General features: G+C 69.4%; 23 protein-coding genes. 13 read left to right on the top strand and 10 right to left on the bottom strand.

The genetic code is table 11. The features are described 5' to 3' along the window. Nucleotides 1–127: 127 nt before the first annotated feature. The 7 genes from gltB to OIE53_RS02340 all read left to right on the top strand — a co-directional run bounded on the left by gltB (nt 128) and on the right by OIE53_RS02340 (nt 11,776). Entirely contained in the window at nt 128–4,852 is a 4,725-nt protein-coding gene (gene gltB / locus OIE53_RS02310; RefSeq protein WP_442791368.1) for a glutamate synthase large subunit, read from the top strand. Continuing rightward, nucleotides 4,845–6,353, top strand: coding sequence for a glutamate synthase subunit beta (locus OIE53_RS02315; protein ID WP_327024895.1), 1,509 nt, complete (start codon nt 4,845–4,847; stop codon nt 6,351–6,353). The genes gltB and OIE53_RS02315 overlap by 8 nt, the downstream gene beginning before the upstream one ends. A 218-nt stretch (nt 6,354–6,571) precedes the next feature. Beyond that, the gene (locus tag OIE53_RS02320) at nt 6,572–7,372 is read left to right on the top strand and encodes an SGNH/GDSL hydrolase family protein (protein ID WP_327024896.1); all 801 of its coding nucleotides are present in this window, start codon (nt 6,572–6,574) and stop codon (nt 7,370–7,372) included. Between the two features lie 159 nt (nt 7,373–7,531). Next, nucleotides 7,532–10,069: an FtsK/SpoIIIE domain-containing protein gene (locus tag OIE53_RS02325; RefSeq protein WP_327024897.1), complete on the top strand. Its 2,538-nt coding sequence runs from the start codon at nt 7,532–7,534 to the stop codon at nt 10,067–10,069. Between the two features lie 2 nt (nt 10,070–10,071). Then, nucleotides 10,072–10,911, top strand: coding sequence for a hypothetical protein (locus OIE53_RS02330; protein WP_327024898.1), 840 nt, complete (start codon nt 10,072–10,074; stop codon nt 10,909–10,911). A gap of 141 nt (nt 10,912–11,052) precedes the next feature. After that, on the top strand, nt 11,053–11,316 hold the full coding sequence (locus OIE53_RS02335) for a DUF6244 family protein (RefSeq protein WP_102660593.1): 264 nt from the start codon (nt 11,053–11,055) through the stop codon (nt 11,314–11,316). 34 nt (nt 11,317–11,350) lie between these two features. Then, on the top strand, nt 11,351–11,776 hold the full coding sequence (locus OIE53_RS02340) for a hypothetical protein (RefSeq protein WP_327024899.1): 426 nt from the start codon (nt 11,351–11,353) through the stop codon (nt 11,774–11,776). A gap of 86 nt (nt 11,777–11,862) precedes the next feature. Here the strand turns inward: OIE53_RS02340 and OIE53_RS02345 are convergent, their stop codons facing one another. After that, nucleotides 11,863–13,119 (bottom strand): S8 family peptidase, encoded by a 1,257-nt coding sequence (locus tag OIE53_RS02345; RefSeq protein ID WP_327024900.1) that lies wholly within the window; start codon nt 13,117–13,119, stop codon nt 11,863–11,865. Nucleotides 13,120–13,410: 291 nt separating this feature from the next. Continuing rightward, entirely contained in the window at nt 13,411–13,911 is a 501-nt protein-coding gene (locus tag OIE53_RS02350) for a hypothetical protein (protein WP_327024901.1), read from the bottom strand. Between the two features lie 221 nt (nt 13,912–14,132). Between OIE53_RS02350 and OIE53_RS02355 the strand changes: the two genes are divergently transcribed. Genes OIE53_RS02355 through OIE53_RS02365 form a run of 3 tightly spaced genes read left to right on the top strand, consistent with a single transcriptional unit; the run spans nt 14,133 to nt 20,610 of the window. Further along, entirely contained in the window at nt 14,133–17,600 is a 3,468-nt protein-coding gene (locus OIE53_RS02355) for a DEAD/DEAH box helicase family protein (protein WP_327024902.1), read from the top strand. Continuing rightward, entirely contained in the window at nt 17,597–19,090 is a 1,494-nt protein-coding gene (locus tag OIE53_RS02360; protein ID WP_327024903.1) for a restriction endonuclease subunit S, read from the top strand. Before OIE53_RS02355 ends, OIE53_RS02360 begins: the two co-directional genes overlap by 4 nt. Next, nucleotides 19,087–20,610 carry a type I restriction-modification system subunit M gene (locus tag OIE53_RS02365; protein ID WP_327024904.1) on the top strand — a complete coding sequence of 508 codons (1,524 nt, stop codon included), beginning with the start codon at nt 19,087–19,089 and terminating at the stop codon, nt 20,608–20,610. Before OIE53_RS02360 ends, OIE53_RS02365 begins: the two co-directional genes overlap by 4 nt. A gap of 50 nt (nt 20,611–20,660) precedes the next feature. Here OIE53_RS02365 and OIE53_RS02370 read toward each other — a convergent pair whose 3' ends face one another. Together OIE53_RS02370 and OIE53_RS02375 are read right to left on the bottom strand one after the other, a co-directional pair. After that, nucleotides 20,661–20,918: a flavin reductase gene (locus OIE53_RS02370; protein WP_327024905.1), complete on the bottom strand. Its 258-nt coding sequence runs from the start codon at nt 20,916–20,918 to the stop codon at nt 20,661–20,663. Beyond that, nucleotides 20,915–21,277: a hypothetical protein gene (locus OIE53_RS02375; protein ID WP_327024906.1), complete on the bottom strand. Its 363-nt coding sequence runs from the start codon at nt 21,275–21,277 to the stop codon at nt 20,915–20,917. Before OIE53_RS02375 ends, OIE53_RS02370 begins: the two co-directional genes overlap by 4 nt. 102 nt (nt 21,278–21,379) lie before the next feature. Here OIE53_RS02375 and OIE53_RS02380 point away from each other — a divergent pair, with 102 nt between their 5' ends. Together OIE53_RS02380 and OIE53_RS02385 are read left to right on the top strand one after the other, a co-directional pair. Beyond that, entirely contained in the window at nt 21,380–22,126 is a 747-nt protein-coding gene (locus OIE53_RS02380; protein WP_327024907.1) for a DUF5753 domain-containing protein, read from the top strand. Further along, on the top strand, nt 22,114–22,308 hold the full coding sequence (locus tag OIE53_RS02385) for a DUF397 domain-containing protein (protein ID WP_327024908.1): 195 nt from the start codon (nt 22,114–22,116) through the stop codon (nt 22,306–22,308). Before OIE53_RS02380 ends, OIE53_RS02385 begins: the two co-directional genes overlap by 13 nt. Nucleotides 22,309–22,404: 96 nt before the next feature. On the opposite strand, the gene OIE53_RS02390 is transcribed toward OIE53_RS02385, so the two are convergent. Next, nucleotides 22,405–22,560 (bottom strand): hypothetical protein, encoded by a 156-nt coding sequence (locus OIE53_RS02390; protein ID WP_327024909.1) that lies wholly within the window; start codon nt 22,558–22,560, stop codon nt 22,405–22,407. 74 nt (nt 22,561–22,634) lie between these two features. Here OIE53_RS02390 and OIE53_RS02395 point away from each other — a divergent pair, with 74 nt between their 5' ends. Further along, nucleotides 22,635–23,753, top strand: coding sequence for an IS630 family transposase (locus OIE53_RS02395; protein ID WP_327024910.1), 1,119 nt, complete (start codon nt 22,635–22,637; stop codon nt 23,751–23,753). 3 nt (nt 23,754–23,756) lie between these two features. Here OIE53_RS02395 and OIE53_RS02400 read toward each other — a convergent pair whose 3' ends face one another. The 5 genes from OIE53_RS02400 to OIE53_RS02420 all read right to left on the bottom strand — a co-directional run bounded on the left by OIE53_RS02400 (nt 23,757) and on the right by OIE53_RS02420 (nt 25,887). After that, a complete protein-coding gene (locus OIE53_RS02400) occupies nt 23,757–24,026 on the bottom strand; it encodes a hypothetical protein (RefSeq protein ID WP_327024911.1) in 270 nt (89 codons plus the stop codon). 43 nt (nt 24,027–24,069) lie between these two features. Beyond that, a complete protein-coding gene (locus OIE53_RS02405) occupies nt 24,070–24,525 on the bottom strand; it encodes a Fic/DOC family protein (RefSeq protein ID WP_327024912.1) in 456 nt (151 codons plus the stop codon). Beyond that, the gene (locus tag OIE53_RS02410) at nt 24,512–25,108 is read right to left on the bottom strand and encodes a type II toxin-antitoxin system antitoxin SocA domain-containing protein (RefSeq protein WP_327024913.1); all 597 of its coding nucleotides are present in this window, start codon (nt 25,106–25,108) and stop codon (nt 24,512–24,514) included. Before OIE53_RS02410 ends, OIE53_RS02405 begins: the two co-directional genes overlap by 14 nt. A gap of 159 nt (nt 25,109–25,267) precedes the next feature. Continuing rightward, nucleotides 25,268–25,528 (bottom strand): flavin reductase, encoded by a 261-nt coding sequence (locus OIE53_RS02415; RefSeq protein ID WP_327024914.1) that lies wholly within the window; start codon nt 25,526–25,528, stop codon nt 25,268–25,270. Continuing rightward, nucleotides 25,525–25,887, bottom strand: coding sequence for a hypothetical protein (locus OIE53_RS02420; RefSeq protein ID WP_327024915.1), 363 nt, complete (start codon nt 25,885–25,887; stop codon nt 25,525–25,527). The genes OIE53_RS02415 and OIE53_RS02420 overlap by 4 nt, the downstream gene beginning before the upstream one ends. Nucleotides 25,888–25,990 lie beyond the last annotated feature (103 nt).

Consider the following 25,990-nt stretch of genomic DNA (forward strand, 5'->3'; position numbering starts at 1 on the left):
CAGAGTCTGGACGGTGTGATCAATCTGCACTGGCCTTGCCCTACGAGCCCTAACGTAGACTTAATAGTCCGTATAGGGCCGACGTCGTCCCGATCATTTTTTAGCCTGAGTGACGACAGGAGGCCCGGTGGCCTTTGCGTACCCACACCGCCCCCAGCCGGCACCGCAGGACCCCCAGGTGACGTCTCCTGCCGGCCTGTACGACGCCGCTCATGAGCACGATGCCTGCGGGGTCGCCTTCGTGGCCGATCTGCACGGACGGCGCTCCCATACGGTGGTCGCCAACGGCCTGGGCGCGCTCTGCCGGCTGGACCACCGGGGTGCCCGGGGCGCGGAGCCGAACACCGGCGACGGCGCCGGCATCATGATCCAGGTACCGGACGCCTTCCTGCGCGCGGTGGTGGACTTCCCCCTTCCCCCGCACGGTGAGTACGCCACCGGTCTGGTCTTCCTGCCGGACGACGACGCCGGTGCGGCGCGGGCCCGCCAGGTGGTCGAGAAGTACGCCCTGGTCGAGGGGGCGGAGCTGCTCGGCTGGCGGGATGTGCCGGTCGATCCCTCCGACCTGGGCGACACGGCGTTGGCCGCGATGCCCCGGGTGCGGCAGTTGTTCCTCGCCGCCCGTCGGCTCACCGACACCCCGGCCGGTCCGGCCGGTTCCCCACTGAGCGGCCTGGAGTTGGAGCGGGTCGCCTTCTGCGTACGCAAGCAGGCCGAGCGGGAGTCCGCCGAGCGGGGAGTGCCGGCGTACTTCCCCTCGCTGTCCGGGCGGACCATGGTCTACAAGGGGATGCTCACCCCGGACCAGCTACCGGCCTTCTACCCGGATCTGACCGACGAGCGGGTGGACAGCGCCATCGCCCTGGTGCACTCCCGGTTCTCCACGAACACCTTCCCCTCCTGGCCGCTGGCCCACCCGTACCGGTTCATCGCCCACAACGGTGAGATCAACACCATCCGGGGCAACCGGAACTGGATGCAGGCCCGTGAGGCCCTGCTGCGTACCCCCGATCTGCCGGGCAACATCCGCCGGGTCTTCCCGATCTGCACCCCGGCCGCCTCCGACTCGGCCAACTTCGACGAGGTCCTGGAGCTGCTGCACCTGGCCGGGCGGAGCCTGCCGCACGCGGTGCTGATGATGATCCCGGAGGCCTGGGAGAACGACCCGGACATGGCCGCCGACAAGCGGGCTTTCTACCGGTTCCACGCCAGCCTGATGGAGCCCTGGGACGGCCCGGCCTCGGTCGCCTTCACCGACGGCGAGATCGTCGGTGCGGTGCTCGACCGCAACGGCCTGCGGCCGGGGCGCTGGTGGCAGACCGCCGACGGGCTCGTGGTGCTGGGCAGCGAGGCCGGGGTGCTCGACCTCGACCCGGCCACCGTGGTAGCCAAGGGTCGCCTCCAGCCCGGCAAGATGTTCCTGGTCGACACCACGACCGGTCGGATCGTGCACGACGAGGAGATCAAGACCGAGCTGGCCGCCGCCCAGCCGTACGCCGACTGGCTGCACGCCGGGCTGATCGAGCTGGACGACCTGCCGGCCCGCGAACACCAGGTCTACACCCACGACTCGGTACGCCGTCGTCAGCTGACCTTCGGCTACACCGAGGAGGAGCTGAAGATCCTGCTCGCCCCGATGGCCCGTACCGGCGCGGAGCCGATCGGGTCGATGGGCACGGACACCCCGATCGCCCCGCTGTCCACCCGGCCCCGGCTGCTCTACGACTACTTCCACCAGCTGTTCGCCCAGGTCACCAACCCGCCGCTGGACGCCATCCGGGAGGAGTTGGTGACCAGCCTGGCCTCGACCATCGGCCCGGAGGGCAACCTGCTCGACCCCGGCCCGGCGAGCTGCCGGCAGATCGTGCTGCCCTACCCGGTGATCGACAACGACGAGCTGGCCAAGATCCTCAGCATCGACGAGGACGGCGACCTGCCCGGCTTCAAGGCGGTACGGGTCTCCGGGCTCTACCGCATCCGCGACGGCGGCGCCGGGATCAAGGCCCGGCTGACCGAGATCTGCCGGCACGTCTCCGAGGCGATCGAGGACGGGGTACGCATCCTGGTCCTCTCCGACCGGGACTCCAACGCCGACCTGGCCCCGATCCCGTCGCTGCTGCTCACCGCGGCGGTGCACCAGCACCTGGTCCGGGAGCAGACCCGTACCCAGGTGGCCCTGATCGTGGAGTCCGGCGACTGCCGGGAGGTGCACCACGCGGCCGTGCTGATCGGCTACGGCGCGGCGGCGGTCAACCCGTACCTGGCCTTCGAGTCGGTCGAGGACATGATCTCCACCGGCGCGCTGGCCGGGATCGAGCCGCGCACCGCGATCCGCAACTACGTCAAGGCCCTCGGCAAGGGGGTCCTGAAGATCATGTCCAAGATGGGCATCTCCACGGTGTCCTCGTACTGCGGGGCGCAGGTCTTCGAGGCGGTCGGGCTGCACAGCCGCCTGATCGAGCGGTACTTCCGGGGCACCCCGAGCACGATCAGCGGGGTCGGCCTGGAGGGCATCCACACCGAGGTGGCCGCCCGACACGCCCTGGCCTGGCCGGCGCCCGGAGTCCCGGCCGGCGACCGGCTGCCGGTGGGCGGGGAGTACCAGTGGCGCCGCGAGGGTGAACTGCACCTGTTCAACCCGGAGACGGTGTTCCTGCTCCAGCACGCCACCCGCAGCCGCCAGTACGACGTGTTCCGCAGCTACACCGCCAAGGTCGACGAGTTGGCCGCGAAGGCCGGCTCCCTGCGCGGGCTGTTCCGGCTGCGTACCGGGGAACTGCCGCCGGTGCCGATCGAGGAGGTGGAGCCGGCCAGCGAGATCGTCAAGCGGTTCGCCACCGGCGCCATGTCGTACGGGTCGATCTCGGCGGAGTCGCACGAGACCCTGGCGATCGCGATGAACCGCCTGGGCGGCAAGTCCAACACCGGTGAGGGCGGCGAGGACGTCGACCGGCTGCACGACCCGGAGCGCCGCTCGTCGGTCAAGCAGATCGCCAGCGGCCGGTTCGGGGTGACCAGCGAATATCTGGTCAACGCCGACGACCTCCAGATCAAGATGGCCCAGGGCGCGAAGCCCGGCGAGGGCGGGCAGTTGCCCGGCAACAAGGTGTGGCCGTGGATCGCCCGGACCCGGCACGCCACCCCCGGGGTGGGTCTGATCTCCCCGCCGCCGCACCACGACATCTACTCCATCGAGGACCTGGCCCAGCTGGTGCACGACCTCAAGTGCGTCAACCCGGCCGCCCGGGTGCACGTCAAGCTGGTCAGCGAGGTCGGGGTCGGCACGGTGGCCGCCGGGGTGGCCAAGCTCAAGGCCGACGTCATCCTGATCTCCGGTCACGACGGCGGCACCGGGGCCTCCCCACTGAATTCCCTCAAGCACGCCGGCACCCCCTGGGAGCTGGGCCTGGCCGAGGCGCAGCAGACCCTGCTGCTGAACAAGCTGCGTGACCGGGTCACCGTGCAGGTGGACGGTCAGCTCAAGACCGGCCGGGACGTGATCGTCGCGGCCCTGCTCGGTGCCGAGGAGTTCGGCTTCGCCACCGCCCCGCTGATCGTCTCCGGCTGCATCATGATGCGGGTCTGTCACCTGGACACCTGTCCGGTCGGCATCGCCACCCAGAACCCGGTGCTGCGGGAGCGCTACACCGGCAAGCCGGAGTTCGTGGAGAACTTCTTCCTGTTCCTCGCCGAGGAGATCCGCGGCTACCTGGCCGAGCTGGGTCTGCGCAGCATCGACGAGGCGATCGGCCGCACCGAGCTGCTGGACGTGGCACCGGCGATCGAGCACTGGAAGGCCGGCGGGCTGGACCTGCACCGGGTGCTGCACCTGCCGGAGCTGCCCGAGGGGGCGGCCCGTCGGGGCGTACGCGCCCAGGATCATGGCCTGGAGTTGGCGCTGGACAACCAGCTCATCGCGCTGGCGGAGCCGGCCCTGCGCGGCGACGGCGAGCCCGCCCCGGTGCGGGCCGAGGTGACCATCCGCAACGAGCACCGCAGCGTCGGGGCGATGCTCGGCGGGGAGGTCACCCGCCGCTACGGCGGCGCCGGGCTGCCCACCGACACGATCGAGTTCTCCCTGCGCGGCACCGCCGGGCAGTCCTTCGGGGCCTTCCTGCCCCGGGGGGTCACCCTGCGGCTGTACGGCGACGCCAACGACTACGTCGGCAAGGGGCTCTCCGGTGGTCGGCTGATCGTCCGACCGGCGCCGACCTCGCCGTTCGTCACCCCGGACGCCGCGCCGGGTAGCCGGGCCGAGGATCAGATCATCGCCGGCAACACCATCCTGTACGGCGCCACCGGGGGAGAGGTCTTCCTGCGTGGTCGGGTGGGGGAGCGGTTCGCGGTCCGCAACTCCGGTGCGGTGGCCGTCGTCGAGGGAGTCGGCGACCACGGCTGCGAGTACATGACCGGGGGCACCGTGGTGGTGCTCGGCGCCACCGGGCGCAACTTCGCCGCCGGCATGTCCGGTGGTACGGCCTTCGTCTGGAACCTGGACCGACGGCGGGTCAACACCGAACTGGTCGACCTGTCCGCCCCCAGTGAGTCCGAGCGGGCCCGGCTGCACGAGTTGGTGCAGCGGCACTTCGCCGAGACCGACTCGGCCGTCGCCGAGCAGTTGCTCAAGCGCTGGCCGGAGGCGGTGGAGGAGTTCACCGCCGTGGTACCCCGGGACTACCGCCGGGTCATGGAGATCATGCAGGCCGCCGAAGCCGCCGGCCAGGACGTCGACGAGGCGGTGATGAGCGCCCTGGCGCCCGCCGCCGCCCCACCGCAGCCGACGCCCACGCAGGCGTCGCAGTCGGTCCCGCCCGCTGACCGGGTGGTCGCCCAGGAGGTGGCTCGTGCCTGACCCGAACGGTTTTCTGCGTCACCCCCGTCGGATGCCGGCCCGCCGGCCGGTGCCGGTGCGGATCAGTGACTGGCGGGAGGTCTACCCCCCGGCCGGTGAGGAGCTGATCCGCGAGCAGGCGGCCCGGTGCATGGACTGCGGCATCCCCTTCTGCCACAGCGACACCGCCGGCTGCCCCCTGGCGAACCGGATCCCGGACTGGAACGACCTGGTCCGCACCGGCAACTGGGACGCGGCGGTGGAGTCCCTGCACGCCACGAACAACTTCCCCGAGTTCACCGGTCGACTCTGCCCGGCGCCCTGCGAGGCGGCGTGCGTGCTCGGCATCGCCGGGGGTGACCCGGTGACCATCAAGCAGGTCGAGGCGGAGATCGCCGACGCCGCCGTGGCCCGGGGGCTCACCCCGGCCGAGGTGCCGCCGCCGAGTGGCCGGTCCGTCGCCGTGGTCGGTTCCGGCCCGGCCGGGCTGGCCGCCGCGCAGCAGCTGGCCCGCGCCGGTCACGCCGTCACCGTGTACGAGCGCGACGACGCGATCGGTGGCCTGCTGCGGTACGGCATCCCCGACTTCAAGCTGGAGAAGCGGCACATCGACACCCGGCTGGCCCAGCTCGCCGCCGAAGGGGTGCAGTTCCGCACCGGGGTCAACGTCGGCGTCGACATCACCGCCGAGCAGTTGCGCGAGCAGCACGACGCGGTGCTGCTGGCCTGTGGGGCGTTGCAGGGCCGCGAGTCCGACACCCCTGGCCGGCAACTGCGGGGGGTGCACCAGGCGATGGCGCACCTGGTGGCGGCCAACCGGGTGGTTGCCGCAGCCGGTGAGGGGCGCCCCGCCCTGGCCACCCTGCCCGACGGCACTCCGATCGACGCGGCCGACAAGCATGTCGTCATCATCGGCGGCGGGGACACCGCGGCGGACTGCCTGGGGGTGGCCCACCGGCAGGGGGCGGCCGGCGTACACCAGCTGGACCTGTACCCGCAGCCGCCCCGGGCCCGCGACGAGGCCCGCGACCCCTGGCCCACCTGGCCGTGGATCCTGCGGGAGTACGCCGCCCACGAGGAGGGCGGCGAGCGGGTCTTCGCGGTCGCGGTGCAGGAGTTCGTCGACGACGGCACCGGCGCGGTCCGGGCGGTACGCATCGCCGAGGTGACCGTGGAGAAGCGCGACGGCCGACGGATCGTCACCCCGGTGCCGGGTACCGAGCGGGAACTGCCCGCCGACCTGGTGCTGCTGGCGATCGGCTTCGAGGGCACCGAGGAGCAGCCGCTGCTGGCCCAGTTCGGGGTGGCCCGCAACGCCCGGGGCGCGATCGACTCCCGGGCCGACTGGCAGACCGAGACCGAGGGGGTCTTCGTCGCCGGTGACATGCACCGGGGCGCCTCGCTGATCGTCTGGGCGATCGCCGAGGGGCGGGCCGCCGCCGCGGCGATCCACCACTACCTCGACGGGGTGGGTGCCCTGCCCGCTCCCGTCCGCGCCGACTCCCGCCCGCTGACGGTGTAAGGAAGGGCACCTTCTTAACGCCTCGTGCATAGGAAGGGCCCCCTGTTAACAGCACGCGGCCCAGAGCACACGGCACCCGCCTGATCACGCCGATCGGGCGGGTGCCGTCGGCTATTCCCTTAATCCAGATGTTTCGATAGCATTACCGCCCAGTAACAACCCTTGGCCACGCGCGCGGTTCTCGGGCTCCACCACCACCCCCTTGTGGAGGTCCGCCAATGCCCCACCGTCCGCTGGCCCGCGCCCTGGCCGCGCTGGTCGCCATCGCCACCGCCACCCTCGGTGCGCTGGCCGTGCCCGCCGCCGCCCAGGCTGCCGCTCCCATCCACTACGTAGCCCTCGGCGACTCCTACTCCTCCGGGGTCGGCGCCGGCCCGTACGACCTGTCCACCTGCCTGCGCAGTCAGAAGTCGTACGCCCCGCTGTGGGCCGCGGCCAACAACGTGGCCAGCTTCCGCTTCCCCGCCTGCGGTGGGGCGGTCACCGCCGACGTGCTCAACAACCAGCTCAGCTCGCTGAGCAGCACCACCACCATGGTCACCATCACGGTCGGCGGTAACGACGCCGGCTTCGCCGACGTGATGACCAGTTGCCGGTTCGGCAGCACCTCCAGCTGCACCAACGCGGTCAACCAGGCGAAGGCCTTCGCCACCGGCACCCTCCCGGCCCGGCTGGACCGCACCTACGCCGCCATCCGCGACCGGGCCCCCAACGCCCGCCTGATCGTGCTCGGCTACCCGCGCCTGTTCGAGACCGGCTCCTGTGGACTGCTGGCGATGAGCAGCCAGAAGCGAACCCTGCTCAACGAGGCCGCCGACACCCTGGCCCAGGTCACCGCCGACCGGGCGGCGGCGGCCGGGGCCACCTTCGCCGACACCCGGCCCACCTTCGCCGGTCACGGCGTCTGCGCCGCCCAGCCGTGGATCCGTGACGTCACCGGGGTCATCGAGGCGTACCACCCGAACGCCGACGGCTACCGCCACGGCTACCTGCCGGCCCTCAACGCGGTCACCGGCTGACCGCTCACCGCCGACGGCCGACGGTACGCACCCCGCGTACCGTCGGCCGTCGCCGTTCCACTGTGGGCCGACACGTCCGGGTACGCGGACGCGTGCCCGCCTGGCCGGGGTCCGTTAGGGTTTCAGCGGACCACAGGACGGGCGGCGGAGGAGCAGAGGTTGGGCAGGCTCGCGTCGGCGTACGGGCAGGCGATCGCCGCCCACCGGGCCGCCCGGGCCCACCTCGAGGCCGCCCGGGAGGCCCTGCGGGGGACGACACCCCCCGCACCCAGGGTCGACCCCGACCTGCTGACCCGGCTGGCCCGGGTCGGCGGCACCCTGGCCACCCCCACCCCGGGCACCCCCCTGGCCGGTCAACCGGTGCCGGTACGCCTGGGCGAGGCGATAACCGCCGGTGCGGGCTTCCCCGTCCTGGTGCCCCTGGGGGCCGGCCATCACCTGTCCGTCGACACGGACGCCCGCAACCCGGCCGTGGCCGGGCTGCTGCGCGCGGTCGTGCTGCGGCTGCTGGCCACGGCCGCACCCGGCTCGGTCCGGGTGGCCGGGCTGGACAGCGGAGCCCTGGGGGCCACCTTCGGACCCCTGCGACCCCTGCTGGACTCCGGGGTCATCGACCCACCGGCCACCACCGAGGCGGAAGTCGCCACCCTGCTGGACGCCGCCGAACAACACGCCCGTACCGCCCGGCGCAGCGACCGCCCCGACCAGGAACTCCTGGTGCTGGTAGCCGCCTCCGTCCCCTCGCCCCGCGAGGCCGCCCGGCTGGCCGCGCTCACCCACGCCGGGCCGGCCGCCGCCGTCTGCGTCCTGCTGGCCGGCTGGACCGCCGCCGGGCCCGGGGAGACACTGCCGCCGCTGGGCACCACGACCACCCTGCGGATGATCGACGGGTACGCCCGGGTCGGTGACCCGCCGCACGCACCCTTCAGCGCCGACGGCAGCGGCCTGCCCCTGCCGGTACGCCTGGACGGCGACCCGCCGCCGACCTCGGTGGCGGCGCTGGCCACCCACCTCGGCGAGACCGCCCGCCGGGGCGCCACGGTCGGCTTCGCCGATCTGCTGCCGTCCCAGCGGTGGGCCGCCTCGGCCCGCTCCGGTCTGCGTACCGTGGTCGGTCGAGCCGGCCGGGAACCCTTCACGATCGCCTTCGACGACGCCACCCCGCACTGGCTGGTCGGTGGGCGTACCGGTAGCGGCAAGACGGTGTTCCTGCTGGACGTGCTCTACGGGCTGGCCGCCCGCTACGCCCCCACCGAGTTGCAGCTCTACCTGCTCGACTTCAAGGAGGGGGTGAGCTTCACCGAGTTCGTCCCCACCGGCCGCGACCCCTCCTGGCTGCCGCACGCCCGAGCCGTGGGCATCGAGAGCGACCGCGAGTACGGGGTGGCCGTGCTGCGGGAACTGCGCCGCGAACTGCACCGCCGGGCCACCGCCCTGAAACGCCACGGGGTCACCAAACTGGCCGACCTGCCCGCCGACACCGCCGTGCCGAGGATCGTCGCCGTGATCGACGAGTTCCAGGTGCTGCTGGCCGGCAACGACCCGATCTCCCGGGAGTCGGTGGACCTGCTGGAGGAGTTGGCCCGCAAGGGCCGCTCGTACGGCATCCATCTGGTGCTGGCCAGCCAGAGCACCACCGGCATCGAGGCCCTCTACGGTCGGGCCGAGGCGGTGTTCGGGCAGTTCGCGTTGCGGGTGGCGCTGCCCGGAGGCGGGGGAGTGCTCGACCAGCTCAACGACGCCGCGGCCACCCTGCCGGTCGGCTCGGCCGTGGTGAACACCGCCGCCGGGGTGTCCGGGGCCAACACGATCATCCGCTTCCCGGACGCCTACGCCGCCGCCGAGGAGTTGACCCGCCTGCGGCACGAGCTGTGGCAGGCCCGCCCGGCCACCGCCCGGCCACCCTCGGTGTTCCGGGGCTACGAGACCGCCCGGGTGGAGGAGGACCCCACCTTCACCGGCCTGCGTCCCGGGGGTCGGCGACCCCTGGCCCTGGTCGGTCGCACGGTCGACGTGGACGGCACCAGCGCCCTGTTCATCATGGACACCGCCCCCGGGCGGCACCTGGCCGTGGTCGGCACCGCCACCGCCGGTGCCGAGGTGCTGCGGGCGGCCACCCTGAGCCTGGCCCGGCAGCACACCCCCGGGGAGGTGACCTTCCTACTGGCCCCCCTGGTCGCCGCCGCCGACCCGGCCGCCGACGACACCGCAGCCACCCTGACGGCCGCCGGCCACCCGGTGGTACGCCTCGACGCCCCCGCCCTGCGGCAGCACCTGGCCACCCTCGGCGCGACCGACCCCACGACCCCGCCGGGGCGGGCCTACCTGGTGGTGTTCGGGATGGACGCCGCCGCCGGACTGCTGGCCGAGAGCGACCCGGCCACCTTCCGCAGCGGCCACGACGACCTGCGCACCCTGCTGCGTCAGGGCCCCGGTCACGGGGTGCACCTGCTCGGCTGGTGGCGGGGGCTGCGTCGACTCGCCGACGACCTCGGCGGGACCCAGAACCGCGACGACATCGCCTGCCTGGTGGCGCTGAACGTGCCCGGCGCCGACCTCGGCCTGCACCTGGGGGTGCACGACCTGGCGTACACCCCCCGGGCCGACCGGGCGTTGCTGGTCGACCGGCACGACCAGCGGATCCGGCTGATCGTGCCGTTCGCCCGCGACGAGCACCCCGGCGACGGGCAGGAGTGAGCGTGTCCACCTTCGACGAGTACGCCGCGCTGGTCCGGCACCTGTCCGTTCAGCAGCGCGCCGACGAGCAGGGTGTCGCCGCCGAGGCCGACCGGCGGCGGGATCTCGGTGCGGCCGTCGACTACCTGGACCGTCGACTGTCGGCCCAGGGGCAGCGGCTGGACCAGTTGGGCCGCACGCTCGGCGTCTCACCACCGCCCGTCGGGCCGCAGCCGAGCACCGCGCCCGTCTCCGGTCCACCCGGTGCGCCGGTGTCCTCCGGGCCACCTGCGAATGGGACGGGGTGGGACGGCGGCGTAGCCGCCGCGCCGGGGCGGCCGGGGGTCGGGGCGTACTCCCAGGGGGGTGTGGGGGAGGCGGAGCGGGCGTTGCCGGTGGCGGTGCGCGCGACGGCGGCCGGGGTGCCCGGCCAGCGGGTCGGCGAAGTCGACCCGGCCACGGAGCTTGAGATGGTGCGGCGGTGGGCCGACGAGGCCGACCGGTACGCCCAGCAGACCGAGGTGCTGGCCCAGCGGCCGGCGCTGCTGCCGAGCTGGTCCCCGATGGCCCGGGCGATCGCCGTCTACCTCGGGTTCGCGGCCGTGTCGGTGCTGATCATGCTGGTGATGGTGCTGGCCTCCGGAATCGGGGTGGTCGGCGGCTGGACCCTGTTCTCCTGGATGTGTGCCGGCCTGCCCGCCGCCTCACTGATCGGTGGCTGGCTGGTGCTCGGCCGCTGGGGTCGGCCCGCCGTCGGCGCGACGACCGCACCCCGCTACCCGGTGATCGGTTTCCTGCTCTGCTTCCTGGCCGTACCGCTCGCCTACTGCGGCTACCTGATCCTGATCCGCACGCTGCGGTGAAGATGCGCCGAGATCTTGGTTCGCCTGCGCCCCTCCAGGGGCACTTTCGTACCAAGATCTCCGCTGCTGTTTCAGGTGCGGGAGTCTCGTAGGCTCCTTTGTGGTCGTTGCTCGGGTGGCGGAGGACGTGAGGGAGGGCGTGTGAGTGCAGCGGAGATGATCGCCAGACTGGCGGCGGCGGCACAGAAGCTGGACGAGGCCAAGGCCAAGACGGCCGCCGCCGCGCAGGATGCGGCCGAGGCGCGGCAACTCGTCGCGGGAGCCCTTCAGGGGGTCGCCGCCGGGCCGCTGATCAACATGATCGACTCGTACCGGCAGGCCCTGGCGCAGGCCGCCCAGGGTGGTGAGCCCGCCAAACAGCACGTCCAGGAAACCATCGCGAAGGTACGCGCACTGGGTAACTGACCGCCGAGGGCGCGACGACAGGGGAGGTGGCGCAGTGAGCGAGAGCGCGATGTTGGACGGATTCCACATCGGAGGGGTGCCGGAGGGGCTGGGCGGTCTGGTCTCCGACTTCGCCAGCGAGTGGGAGGACGTGCAGATCACCAGCCGGGTCTGGGAGCGGCAGACCGCCGACGGGCACCGGGTGGACCTGCGGGTGCATGTGCTGCGCGGGCAGCGGCTGGCCGACCTCGACGGGCTGCGCGACTTCCTCGTCGACTACCACGAACGCGAGTACGACGATTCCCAGACGACCGAGTTCCCGCACCCTGAGGGGCCCGGCCTGGCGACCGATGCTCAGGTGTTCTGGCTGGCCGAGCCGGGGGTCGGGGTGACCGTGCTGGTCGACCCGGAGCGGGTCGACCAGGCGGGCCTGTTCGCCTTCGCGGGTGGCATCGTCAGGCAACGCCAGCCGGCGGGTTGAGGTGCTGCCTGGCGGGCTGTTTAGGAACGGACCAGAACGCGGGCAGGGCCGCAGTTCTGCTGCGGCCCCGCTGTGCGAGTCGGGGATCAGGAACCGGTCGGGCTCAGCGGAGCACCACCCGGAATGGGGACGACCCCGGTCGGGCCGACGTAGAGCAGCCGGTTCGGCGAGCCCTCCGGGTTGGGGATCTTGTCCTGGGTGGCGTTGCCCAAGATCAGGTTGCCTACCTGCTGAGGCGTCAGGCCGGGGGTGACGCCGAGGATCAGGGCGGCGGCACCGGCGACGTGCGGGGCGGCCATCGAGGTGCCGCTGGCAATGTAGGAGCTGTTGTCGCTGGTGTACCAGGCGGAACGGATTTCCTGGCCGGGGGCGAAGATGTCGGTGCAGCGGCCCCAGTTGGAGAACAGTGCCCGGGAGTCGCCGATGGTGCTGGCGTTCACCGTGATCGCCTCAAGGACCTTGGCCGGGGTGTATTCGCAGGCGTCGGAGTTGTTGTTACCCGAGGAGATCGTGTAGAGCACGCCTTTCAGGATGGAACCCCGGATCGCGTTCTCCAGGGTGACGTGGCTGCCTTTGGCGCCGAGACTCATGTTCGCCACCGCCGTCCCCTTGGTCACGTGTTGAGCGGTCACCCATTCGACCCCGGCGATGACCGCCGCCGTGGTACCCACTCCGCCGCAGCCGAGGACCTTGACCGCGACCAGTGACACGCTCTTGGCAACCCCGAATGCCCTGCCACCGAGGGTGCCCGCGACATGCGTACCGTGGCCGTTGCAGTCGGTGTTGATCCCGTCCCCGGTGGTGTTGATGCCCCAGACCGCCCGGCCACCGAAATCGGCATGTGTCGTCCGGATCCCGGTGTCGATCACATACGCCCGCACCCTGTTCGTCGCGTCCGGGTACGTGTACGTGTTGTCGAGCGGCAGGTGCCGCTGATCGATCCGGTCGAGCCCCCACGACGGCGGGTTCACCTGCGTACTCGTGAGTCGGACCTCGATGTCCTGCTCGACGTACGCCACTCCCGGCTGGGCAGCGAGCCGGCGAGCAGTGGCGTGGCTCATCGTGCCCGCGAATCCGTTCAACGCATGCGAGTAGGTGTGCGCCACCTTGACGTCGTACCTGGTGGTCAGCTCACGGGTCAGCGTTTGGGCGTTGACGGCCGAGTCGTCCTTGAGTACCACGAGGTAACTGTCCGGAATGGCATTCGGATTGTCGATGCCGAGAATGCTGCCCTCGGCCGCAGCCACCGGTGACGCGGCCACCGAGACGAGTAGGGCAGCCGCAATGGCGACCGCCGATGATTTCGTGGAACGTCGTCGCCAGGTCTTGCGGGCATCGTCCATGGTGATTCCTCCATGCTGACGCTGAGTGTGGGGCCCCGTCGAACACGCAGAGCGCCATCTGCCGCGCAAGAATAACGAAATTCATCTGTAACCGTCAATTATTCAAATTAGCTCATTCATCTCGTGCGGGTTCGATGTCCGGATGAATTGTGTGCTAGCTCGCAAACCTGGCGTAGTCGCGATAATGCTTATTTAGCGTCACCCGGAAGCGGGGCTGGGAAGCTTCGGATCTGCGATTTCCACACCAGCAATTCGCGCTGGAGCAAATTCGCTATGCCGCTAGGTGTTGAGCTACGCAGACGGCGGCTGAGGCGGTTCGTGCTGGTCCTCGGCGACCTGAAGCAGATGGCATCGGACGATCGCCCGGCAGGAGGTGGCCAGGAGCAGTCCGATACCAACCGCCATGATCGGCAGCCCGGCACCGAACGGTCGCTCCGCCACCGAATCCAGGCTGCTCTGCTCGCCCAACATGGCGAAGCTCGCCGCCACCACCGCCAGAGCGGTGACCAGGGTGCCGATGGCGGCGACCACTCCGGTCATCGCCGCCACCACGCTCCGTCCTGCCCACAGTGCCGCCCCGGCAGCCAGCAGCAGCCAACCGAAGGTGAGCAGAGTCCAGCCGCCCCCATCGCCGAGCGAGGCGTACTCCCAGCCGGAGAAGGACCACAGGGCGCGCTCGCTCCGACGAAACCAGGGCATCAGATAGCCGCCGAAGGCGAGCATGGTGGCGACGAGCATGCCCGCGTCGACGGCGAACAGCCGGAGCGTTGAGGTCTGCGGTGCCGTGGACATGATCCTCCTCGTCCAAAAGCTACGGAGCAGCATCGTACGGCGTGATCCACACGTCCGCCCGCTGTCGCGGGACGGCACCGCATCGATGGGCGGCGCCACCGGGGCCAGCGCGTGTCGGGTCGGCGACAAGGTGGGTCAAACGCCATTCCTCGTACGTATCCTGGCGTGTTCATCGGCAACTGTGGACGTGGGGGAACGTGAATCCGCGACAATTACGGCGTTTGGCGGAACGGTCGGCCAACTTCGGTTTCCTGCTGAAGGATCATCCGCTGCTGGTCTGGTATGGGGCGGGCGCTGAGCTGCTGGTTTATGTCGACGCGCAGGCCGCGATGTTCAAGATCCGCGCCTTCGGCGACGAGTTGGCCAAGGAACTGCTGCGGCGCACCGGGCAGCACCCCCGCAGCGACTTCTACCACCGGGTGGAGGCGCTGCACGCGGACGGGACCCTGACCCGGGAGATCCACCGGGCCTTCCACAGCCTGCGGGATCAGGGCAACAAGGCGGTGCACGACCACCTGGCCGAGGTGCGTGCCGCACTGGAGATGCTGCGTACCTGCTTCGAGCTGGGCCTGTGGTTTCACCGGGCGGTGTCCGGTGACCGTTCGCCCATCGGCTTCGTGCCGCCCACGCCACCACAGCAGCAGGTTCCGCGCAGCGTCGCCGACGCCCTCCAAGACGAGCTGGACCGCTACCGCCGGGAGTTGGCCGAGGCGAAGCTGCTGCTCACCGGGGCGCAGTCCGTCGAGCGGGCGCAGGCAGAAGCCGAGCGGGCCGCCGACCAGGCGGTCCGGAATGCCGCCGCCGCCCGCGAGGAGGCCGCCGAGCTGGTCACCCGCCTGGAGCCGGCGGCCCGTGCCGAACAACAGCGCCGGGACACCAGCCGGACCGGCAAGGTGTCGGCGGCCCGCCGGGAGGAGTTCATCGCTCGTGCCCGGCGTGCCTCCCGCAGACCCCTCAACGAGGCAGAGACCCGGGTCGAGATCGACCGGCAGCTCCACGCGGCCGGCTGGCAGGTCCAGGACGAGGAAGACGCCAACCTGGAGGCGGGACGCGGCGTTGCCCTTCGGGAGGTGACCCTGGCCAGTGGTCGGGCCGACTACCTGCTCTATGTCGATCAGCAACTGGTCGGGGTCATCGAGGCGAAGCGCGAAGGCACCGCCCCGCGTGGCGTGGAGGCGCAACTCGACCGGTACCGGAGCGGGCTGACCCCCGCGCAGAAACTGAGCGCCTGGCGGCGAGACGTGCCGCTGCCGTTCGGCTATGTCGCCACCGGCACGCAGACCGCCTTCGTCAACGGACTGGACCCGCATCCGCGTACCCGGGAGGTCTTTGCCTTTCACCGGCCGGAGACGTTGGCCCGGTGGATGCGGGAGGCCGACGACGACCCGGCCGCGCCGACGCTGCGCGCCCGCCTGCGGCAGATGCCGGAGCTGAATCCCTCCGGTCTGCGGCCGGCGCAGATCGAGGCGATCGTGGGCCTGGAACGCTCGCTGGCCGGCGACCATCCCCGGTCGCTGATCCAGATGGCCACCGGCGCGGGCAAGACCTTCACCGCGGTAACCGCCAGCCACCGGCTGCTCAAGCACGCCCGCGCGAACCGGATCCTCTTCCTCGTCGACCGCAACAACCTGGGTCGGCAGACCCTCCAGGAGTACGCGGGCTACCAGACCCCGGGCGACGGGCGAAAGTTCACCGAGCTGTACAACGTGGACCGGCTCTCCGGCGCGGGTCTGCTCGACTCCTCGACCGTGGTCATCTCCACGATTCAGCGGCTCTACGCCGCCCTGCGTGGTGAGGACCTGCCCGACCCGGATGCCGACGACCGCGCGTACGACGAGTATGAGCTGGACGCTCCGGCGGAGGTCGGCTACCAGTCGAACATCCCGCCGGAGACCTTCGATCTGATCGTGGTGGACGAGTGTCACCGCTCGATCTACGGCCGGTGGCGGGCGGTGATCGAGTACTTCGACGCCTTCGTGGTCGGCCTGACCGCCACCCCGGTAGCCCAGACCCTGGGCTTCTTCCAGCAGCACCTGGTCTCGCAGTACACCTATGAGCAGGCGGTGGCCGACGGGGTCAATGTCGGCTTCGACGTGTACCGGATCAAGACCCAGATCACCGAGGCGGGGCACACCATCGACGCCGGGACGGTGGTGCCGCTGCGTGATCGGCGTACCCGGGCCGAGCGCTACCAGGAACTGGAGGACGATTTCCGGTACGAGGGCAGCCAGGTCGGCCGATCGGTGATCTCCAAGGGGCAGCTGCGGCTGGTGTTGGAGACCTTCCGGGATCGGTTGTTCACCGAGATCTTCCCGGGCCGCAACACCGTGCCCAAGACGCTGATCTTCGCGCGGGACGACAACCACGCCGAGGAGATCGTCACGATGGTGCGGCAGGTCTTCGGGCGCGGCAACGACTTCGCCGCGAAGATCACCTACACCTCCCGCCGTGAGGGCGCCAACCCCGACACCCTGCTGCAAGCCTTCCGCAACAGTCCGGAGCTGCGCATCGCGGTGACCGTCGACATGATCGCCACCGGCACGGACGTCCGCCCTCTGGAGTGCGTCTTCTTCCTCCGGCCGGTGCGCAGCGCCACCTACTTCGAGCAGATGAAGGGGCGCGGGGCACGCACCATCGACCCCGCCGAGTTCCAGGCCGTCACCCCCGACGCGCAGGTCAAGGACCGGTTCGTCATCGTGGACGCGGTCGGCGTCACCGAAGCCGAGTTGGACGAGGCGGTGCCCCTGCACCGGCACTCCGAGAAGCAGATCTCCCTACGTGACCTGCTCCGCAAGGCAGGCACCCTGACCGCCAACCCGGACGAGGTGGCCACCCTGTCGGCCCGGCTGTCCCGGCTCGACCGGAAGATCACCGACGCGGAGCGGGAGGAACTCGCCGAGCTGGCCGGGCAACCGATCACCGCGATCGCCCGGGGACTGGTCGACGCCATCGCTCCGGAACAGCTCAACCCCGCGAAGGCCGCCGGCCCCCGCGCGGTACGCGACCTGCTGGCCGGTGCCCTGCGCCCGCTGGCCGCCAACCCGGAGCTGCGGGAACGCATCCTGGCCATCCGGCGAGCCCACGACATCACCATCGACGAGGTGAACGTCGACACCCTGCTGTCGGCGCGCGGGGTGCCAGCCGAGGATCTGGCCCAGAACATGGTCAAGGACTGGCACGCCTACCTGGAAGACCACCGCGCGGAGATCACCGCCCTCCAGGTCTTCTACGAGGGACGCGGCCGGATCGGGTACGCCGACCTGTCCGACCTGGCCCGGCGGATCGCCCGACCGCCGCAAGCCTGGACGGCTGAATCGCTCTGGAAGGCGTACGTCCTGCTCGGCCGCACCGCCGAGGCCCCCGGCGCCCGCAGCGTCACCGACCTGGTCAGCCTCATCCGGTACGAACTGGGGCTGGACACCGAGCTGCGGCCCTACCGCAGCGTCATCGAGGAACGCTTCCGAGGGTGGCTGCTGCGGCAGGAACAGGCGGGAGCTACCTTCACTGCCGACCAGGTGTGGTGGCTGGAGAGGATCAAGAACGTGATAGCGACAAGCGTGGAGGTCACCCCGGACGACCTCGACGGCGCACCCTTCACCGAACGCGGCGGCATCGACGGCTACGCCACCACCTTTGGCCCCCGCGCCGAACCCCTCCTCACCGAACTGAACCAGGAGCTTTCCGCGTGACCGACCTGCCAAAAGGCTGGACGGAAGTACGCCTTGGCGACATCGCCAAGTCCGTCAAGAACGGTATCTTCGTCTCGCGCCCCGGCGCGGAGCCCGACGGCGTGCCGATCCTGCGCATCAGTGCCGTGCGGCCCGGCCACCTTCGAATGGACGATATTCGCTACACGGGACAGAGCACAGAATCCCTGGAGGGATCAGATTCTCTGCTTCGCCCTGGCGACCTCGTGTTTACTCGCTACAACGGAAACATCGACTTCGTTGGAGCGTGTGCACTCGTCCCGCAGAACGTCGGCCCACTGACCTACCCGGACAAGCTTATCCGCGTCCGAGTGAACCCCGAAGCTGCCGTTCCCGAAGTTGTCGCGTACCTATTTCAATCAACTTATGTCAGGTCTCATGTGCGAGCCTTGGCGCGGACGACAGCAGGCCAGGCCGGCATCTCGGGAGCGAGCCTCAAGTCTGTTACGCTTCCGCTTCCGCCGCTTGCTGAGCAACAGCGCATTGCTGCCATTCTCGATGATTTCTTATCTATCTTGAAAGCAGGCATGGCTGAGGTAGACAAAGTTGCTCGACGCGTTGATCGATTTCGGGACAAAGTCATGTACTTGGCGGGCGTGGGAGGTTTGACGGATCAATCATTAACGAGCGTTGCGCATTCACCCGAGCCAGCTAGTGTGATCGATGGTGATTTGCCAAAAATTCCGAGCACGTGGCAGTGGAAGCGGCTGGGGGAGATTGCCGACGTTGTCGGTGGTGTGACCAAGGACGCCAAGCGGCAGTCGGATCCCGATTTTGTGGAAGTTCCTTATCTGCGGGTTGCGAACGTGCAGCGGGGACGTCTCGACCTTGCTGAGGTGACACGGATTCGGGTGCCTCCGAGGAAGGTCGAACAGTTGCGGTTAGTCCCCGGTGACGTGCTGCTCAACGAGGGTGGGGATCGGGACAAGTTGGGCCGAGGCTGGGTGTGGAACGGGCAGATACCCGATTGCATCCACCAGAACCACGTCTTCCGGGCCCGAGTCAGAGATGAGGCGCTGCACCCGAAGTTGTTGGCGTGGCACGCGAACGGATTCGGGCGGCGCTGGTTCGAGGTCAACGGCCTCCAAAGCGTAAATCTAGCCTCCATCAGCCTCGGCAAAATGCGGCAGTTCCCCGTCCCTGTTCCTCCTCGCGATGAGCAGGAAGGGCTGGTGGTGATGGCCGAGACATACCTTTCAATGTTGGATGGCATGGAGAAGGCAGTGGCGACTGCCCGGCAGAAGGCAGCTCATCTGCGCGCGTCGTTGTTGGCGGAGGCGTTCGCGGGGCGGCTCATTCCCCAAGATCCGAATGATGAGCCGGCGTCGGAGTTGTTGGCGCGGATTCGGGCTGAGCGCGAGGCGGCGTTGCCGAGGCAGAAGGCGCGCTCTCGGCGTACGAAGAAAGACTTGCCGGCACCGCCGACCAGGGTGACCGGCGATGACTACCAGCAGGAGGCACTGCCGCTGTGAGCACTGTGGATTCGCGCCGGCTGGTGCAGAAGCTCTGGAACTACTGTGATGTGCTGCGCGACGATGGTGTGTCGACCATCGATTATGTGGAGCAGTTGACCTTCCTGCTGTTCCTGAAGATGGCCGATGAGCGAGCGAAGCGGCCGATGCGGCCGGAGCAGATCGTGCCAGCCGAGCTGAGCTGGCAGACGTTGCTGGATGCCGAGGGTGACGCGCTGGAGGTGCAGTACCGGCACATCCTGACCGGGCTGGCCAAGGAAGGCGGCACCCTCGGCACGATCTTCCGCAAGGCGCAGAACAAGATCCAGGATCCGGCGAAGCTCAAGCGGCTGATCGTCGACCTGATCGACAAGGAAAACTGGTCCGGGACCGGTGTCGACGTCAAGGGCGATGCGTACGAGGAGTTGCTTGCCCGGGGCGCGGAGGACACCAAGTCGGGGGCGGGACAGTACTTCACCCCTCGGGCGCTGACGGCCGCGATGGTGGACTGCATGATGCCAACCCCGGACGACACGATCACCGATCCGGCCTGCGGCACCGGTGGTTTCCTGCTCGCCGCCTTCGAGTACGTCCAGCGGCACCACGGCGCAAGCCTCACCCCGGACCAGCGCCGCAGCCTCGCGGCTGGCGCGATCACCGGTACTGAGCTGGTCGAGGGTACGGCGCGGCTGGCCGCCATGAACATGTTGCTGCACGGCATCGGCACCCCAGGTGGGGAGTCGCTGATCACCATCGGTGACGCGCTGGGTAAGCCGCCAGCCCGCCGGCACACCCTGGTGCTGGCCAACCCGCCGTTCGGCCGCAGCTCCACGATCCGGTCGGTGACCGAGACCGGCAAGGCGTCCCGCGAGGAGCGGGAGATCGAACGCACCGATTTCTGGGCGGCGACGGCCAACAAGCAGCTCAACTTCGTACAACACATCGCCGCGCTGCTGGAGATCGACGGCCGGGCGGCCGTGGTCCTGCCGGACAACGTGCTTTTCGAGGGCGGCGCGGGGGAGACCATCCGTCGTCGACTGCTCAAGCAGTACGACCTGCACACTCTGCTGCGCCTGCCCACCGGCATCTTCTATGCCGGTGGGGTCAAGGCCAACGTGTTGTTCTTCGAGCGCAAGCGGGCTCGCGAGCAGCCATGGACCCAAAAGCTCTGGGTGTACGACTTCCGTACCAACCAGCACTTCACCCTCAAGCAGAATCCGCTGCGCCGCGAACACCTCCAGGATTTCGTGGACTGCTATCTGCCCGGCAAGGACCGCTCGGAGCGGGTGGAGTCCGAGCGGTTCAAGGCGTTCAGCTACGACGAGTTGATCGCCCGGGACAAGGTGAACCTGGACATCACCTGGCTGCGTGACGCTTCGCTGGAGGACGTCGACGCCCTGCTGCCGCCCGAGGTGATCGCTCAGGAGATCGTCGAAGACCTCCAGGCCGCCCTGCGCGAATTCGCCGCCATCGCCGAGGCCCTGTCCTCCCGCGCGGAATCCGCACAGACCTCGACAGAGCCGCCAGCCGCGGATGAGTGACCCGCCCCGGGCGCGGCAGGGGGAATTGCCGCCACCCGGGACGGGGGTCCTCAGGAGGGGTGGATCGGCACCCAGTCGGTGAAGCGCTGGTGCAGGTTCGTCGGGTAGGCGTTCGGGTGCAGGTCGGCTAGTTGTTCGGTGGCCTGTTCGCGCAGGGTCACCAGGTGGACCAGCAGCCCTGGCATGTTGCCCCGGTACTCGGCGAGCAGGCGTAGCTTCGCCGGTGAGCAGGGCCAGGAGCTGCCGCAGGCTTGGCAGCGCCAGGTCGGGCGGGAGGGGATGTGATCGCGCGGGTGCGGTCGTCTCACCGGTCGCCCCCGGTCGTGCCGCGCCGTCGGCTCCGAGCCCGGCTTCTGCTCGGCGGGGGTACGGGTAGAAGCCCGACTGGCCGCACAAACAGCTCGCGGCGCTCGGTGGCGTCGCCGTTGCGGTCGAGTACGTAGACCTGGATCCAGGCCCAGCCGTGGTAGCTGTTCCGATCGGTCAGCTCGCGGATTACCCGGACCGCTATCGGCCTGGCGAACTGCGGTGACGCCTCGCGGGTCAGCAGGTAGACGCCGGGTGTCACCCGGGGGGTGCCGTCCTCCCGGTGGCCGGGCACCGGGGTGGCCGGGCGACTCGTCCAGCGCGACGCGGGAACGGCATTCGCGGGCTTTAGTGCAGACACAGGCGACCTCCTCGCAACCACGATCACTGGTTGCATGTGGACAGATACACCGCGTGGATATAGGTTCATCAGACGTCATAGACGTCCCTCTCGGAGGTGGTCATGAACCAGGCGCTGAGGGCAGCCATGGCCGATGCCGGTGAAACCATCGATAGCCTCGCCGAGCAGGTCGGGGTGGACCCGAAGACGGTTGGACGCTGGATTACACCGGGCCGTGTGCCGCATCCGCGTCACCGTGCGGCGGCGGCTGCGGCGCTCCGGCGTGAGGTGGAGGACCTTTGGCCGGACGTTTTGAAACGTCGTGAACCGCCGTGGCTGCGGCCATGGGTGGAGACGGAGCTTCAGGCGACCTCGCTGCGGTCCTTTCAGGTCGCTGTCATTCCGGGCTTGTTGCAGACACCGGCGTACGCGTCGGCAGTTCTCAGCTGCGGGTTGCTCGGGCAAGACGAGGTGGCCGACTACGTCGAGACCCGTATGCGCCGCCAAAAGGCAGTACTGGAACGGCGTAAGCCGCCTCTCTTCGTCGCGGTCGTTGACGAGTTCGCGCTACGCCGAGGCAGCCCGGAGATCATGCGTCCGCAGCTTGACCACCTGGTCAACATGGCCCAGCGGCCCAACATCCTGCTGCACGTACTCCCCTTGGACGCTGGCCTGCACGCCGGGCAGGCGGGGCCATTCGTCATAGCGACCACCGAAGACGGCGATGTCGCGTACCTCGATGATCAGGCGGCCGGGCGGCTGACAAACGAGACCACCGGGCTTTGGTCGATCTGGGATACGCTGCGCTCGGTGGCACTTCCGCGCCGGCAGACTCTCGACTTCCTAGAGGCACGATCATGGCTGACCTGACCGGCGCCATCTGGCGCAAGAGCACCCGGAGCAGCTCCAACGGCGGCGACTGCGTCGAGGTCGCGGACAACCTGCCCGGTGTGGTTGGCGTACGCGATTCAAAGGATCCGGCCGGCCCGGCGCTGACCTTCACCTCGGCCGCCTGGCGGGCCTTCCTCACCCACCGCACCGCACGGCCCTGACCTGAGCATCGGCAGGCGTTGTGGGAGACGAGGAGTTGATCCTGGTTGTTCCGTGTCCAGTTGAAGGACCGTCGTGGGTCCGCTGCTGAGCAGCTTTCAGGTCAGCCGTCGCACGACAGGGCGCAGCACCGTGATCAGCGGGCCGAGGTCGGCTGTGATGAGGTGCTGCTGGCAGGCGCCGATGTTTGCTTCCGCGTTCAGTTCGGACCAGTCGAGCAGGTAGCCGGCTGCCGCCGCTAGTGCTCTGACCACGAAGGTTCGCGGTGTTGGATGACACGCCGTCCGGCTTGGCTGACGGGCGGCGTCGCGGGCTTCAGGCTGTGGCGGTGGCAGAACCCGTGCGCGTCCGGCGGCTCAGTGACCAGGAGGGTCAGCAGCTGCTGAGGATCACCCGTCGTGGTACCGGCTCGCCGGTCCGATTACGGCGGGCCATGGTCGTGCTTGCTTCGGCCGGTGGGAACACGGTGCCGGCGATCGCCCGGCTGGTGCAGGCGGACGAGGACACGATCAGGCAGGTCATCCACCGGTTCAACGAGATGGGCATGGCCAGCCTGGACCCTCAGTGGGCGGGTGGCCGTCCCCGCCTGATCAGTGACGATGACGAAGCGTTCATCGTCGAGACGGCCAACGCCCGCCCCGAAGCACTGGGGCGGCCGTTCACCCGGTGGAGCGTGCGCAAGCTCGCCGACTACCTCACCGCCCATGCCACTCGCCGAGTTCGGATCGGGCGGGAACGTCTGCGGCAGATCCTGCACCAGCACAAGATCACCTTTCAGCGGACGAAGACGTGGAAGGAGTCCACCGACCCCGACCGGGATGCCAAGCTGGCCCGCATCGAGTACGTCACCGCGCATTTCCCGCAGCGGGTGTTCGCCTTCGACGAGTTCGGGCCACTGGTCATCCGTCCGCAGGCCGGTGCCGGGTGGGCGCCGTCCGGGCATCCGCAGCGGCTGCCGGCGAACTACCACAAGCTGCACGGCGTCCGGCAATTCCACGGCTGCTACAGCGTCGGGGACGACCAACTCTGGGGCATCGTCAGGCGTCGCAAGAGCGCTGCGAACACCCTGGCCGCGCTCAAATCGATCCGGGCTGCGCGTCAGGACGGAGCGCCGATCTACGTCATCCTCGACAACCTCTCCGCGCACAAGGGCCTCAAGATCCGGGCGTGGGCGGCTCAGAACAAGGTCGAACTGTGCTTCACCCCGACGTATGCGTCCTGGGCCAACCCGATAGAAGCCCAGTTCGGCCCGCTGCGGACCTTCGTGATCGCCGGCTCCGACCACCCGAACCACACCGTCCTGACCCGCAAACTGCAGGCCTACCTGCGCTGGCGAAACGTCAACGCACGTAATCCCGACGTCCTGGCCGCCCAACGCCGCGAACGCGCCCGCATTCGCAGCGAACGCCAACGAGGCTGGCGGCAGCCGACTACACGTGCCGCCTGAGCGTCACGCATCGCCGGTTGCCCGCCCCACCCCGCCAAGCGCATCCAGTAGCCGCTTCCTCGCCTCCTGCAGCCGGACGGGGTAATCCGGCCTGAACACCTCCGCCAGCGAGGTCTCCAGCGTCCCGCAGATGCGATACAGCGGGGACCAAACTGCCTGGTCGCGATCGACCAACTCGTCGAAATCGGCAGTGCCCATCATCCGGTGAAGCCAGTCTGAGAGCACCAACGCTTCGTCCCGGCTCAGCCTGATCATGAAGTCGTCCTCCGTCACCGCGCCGAGGCTACCGTCCACTCGACACCGTGAACGTTCGTGGTCAAGGCACTAGTTGCCGCAAGAACGAGCGGATAGTTCGTCCGTTGCCCTCACGAAAGGGGTGGCACACGTTCAGCTCACCGTAGTAGTGCGCGAGGGCTTCGACGAACGCGTCCGGACGCAGGCCGAGCAGGAAGCCATCCTCGGGGAGTCGACTGAGGATGGCGCTTACTTGATCGTCGATGAAGCGCCAGTGACAGAACCTTGCACCGGGCTTGCTGATGTCTACTGTCCTGGTTTCTCCGGCCCACGGGTACACGGCCGCGAAGAGGTGGCGGTGAAAGTCTTGGAGGTGCTCCAAGCCGTAGTTGCCCGGAAGGATCATCCGGGAGGCTTGCACCTCACGGATCGAGGCCAGCCTGGATTCGACCTCGTTCAGTTGCTTGATATCGGAGATGCCCAGCTTGTTCTTCAGGCAGTCTGAGCCTGGCCAGCAGTACGGGTCAGTCTCGGTCACCGCAGATCCGGGCGATCTCTTGAGCGATCAGCTCGTCGGCGTCGATGACGCCGGAGGCGACATCGCGAAGCTTGTCCTGCCAGTCCTCGTCGAACTCGACGCCTTCAAGTGCGGCGTTCGCGGATGCGAGGGTGACGGCGGTCTCGACGCTTGCCACCTGCCGGGCGAAGTATGTCCGCATCAGGTCGGTGCTGAGTTGTTCGGTCGAACTAGCGGACTCGGGAAGGGCGCCGCGGGCGACGCGCCAAGGAAGCTCGTTGTGAGTCATGGTCGACAGTTCGGTGGCTGAAAACTTGCCGTAGCTCTCGGTCACCCAACGGACCGTGGCCGCCTGGGCCGGTGTCAAGTGAGACGGCTCGCCGTGTGGCCACTCGGACACGATGCGCTGCCCTCGGTGATGGCGGTAGAGGAGCGGCACCACCGGGCCCTCGCGCCACGCCTCGATCGGCTCCTGAAACAAGGGGTGCCCCTCGCGCGCCAGGTGCCAGCCCTGGCAGTAGTAGACGAGCTTTTCCAGCTTCATAGCGGTCATCGGGCCGAGTTCGCTCAATACCGCCGCCGCAACGTCGTGTGCGTTGACCACTGGCGGCACCTCCTTCCCAGCTCCGAGATCTCCTGCCCTGCGTCCGTCTGCCACAAGCCTAGCGACCAGGGGAGACAATTCCGCCCTACCCTGGCCGGGATCTCCTGCGACCTACTGCGCCACGACGGCAACCAGCTCTTGTTCACCTGGGCCGGGCGTCTAAGGCTCGGTGCGGATCGGCACCCAGTCGGTGAAGCGTTGGTGCAGGTTCGTCGGGTAGGCGTCGGGATGCAGGTGGGCGAGCTGTTCGGTGGCTTGTTCGCGCAGGGTGACCAGGTGGACGAGCAGCCCTGGCATGTTGCCCCGGTACTCGGCGAGCAGGCGCAGCTTGGCGGGTGAGCAGGGCCAGGAGCTGCCGCACGCTTGGCAGCGCCAGGTCGGGCGGGATGGGACGTGATCGCGCAGGTGCGCCCGCCTCACCGGTCGCCCCCGGTCGTGCCGCGCCGCCGGCTCCGAGCCCGGCTTCTGCTCGGCGGGGGTACCGGTCGAAGCCCGACCGGGCGTACGAACAGTTCCCGGCGCTGGACGGCGTCGCCGTTGCGGTCGAGTACGTACGCCTGGATCCATGCCCAGCCGTGGTAGCTGTTCCGGTCGGTCAGTTCGCGGATCACCCGGACCGCTATCGGCTTGGCGAACTGCGGTGACGCCTCGCGGGTCAGCAGGTAGACGCCGGGTGTGACCCGGGGGGTGCCGTCCTCCCGCGCACCGGGGGTCGGGGTGGCCGGGCGACTCCTCCAACGGGAGACGGGGACAGCATTCGCGGGCCTGGGCAATGTCACGGGCACCTCCTCGTCTGGTCGGTGTGGCGGGCCGATGGCCACGGCTACTTCCTGCCACGGGCGCGAATCGCCTGCGGTGCTCTGGTTGGGGGTCGCTGCGGTG

It is taken from the genome of Micromonospora sp. NBC_01739 (genome assembly GCF_035920385.1).
In the GTDB taxonomy this organism is placed as follows: domain Bacteria; phylum Actinomycetota; class Actinomycetes; order Mycobacteriales; family Micromonosporaceae; genus Micromonospora.

Coding starts and splice junctions, on each gene's coding strand:
- OIE53_RS02320 (WP_327024896.1), top strand. CDS start 6,572: ATGCCCCACCGTCCGCTGGCCCGCGCCCTGGCCGCGCTGGTCGCCATC.
- OIE53_RS02345 (WP_327024900.1), bottom strand. CDS start 13,119: ATGGACGATGCCCGCAAGACCTGGCGACGACGTTCCACGAAATCATCG.
- OIE53_RS02350 (WP_327024901.1), bottom strand. CDS start 13,911: ATGTCCACGGCACCGCAGACCTCAACGCTCCGGCTGTTCGCCGTCGAC.
- OIE53_RS02380 (WP_327024907.1), top strand. CDS start 21,380: ATGAACCAGGCGCTGAGGGCAGCCATGGCCGATGCCGGTGAAACCATC.
- OIE53_RS02385 (WP_327024908.1), top strand. CDS start 22,114: ATGGCTGACCTGACCGGCGCCATCTGGCGCAAGAGCACCCGGAGCAGC.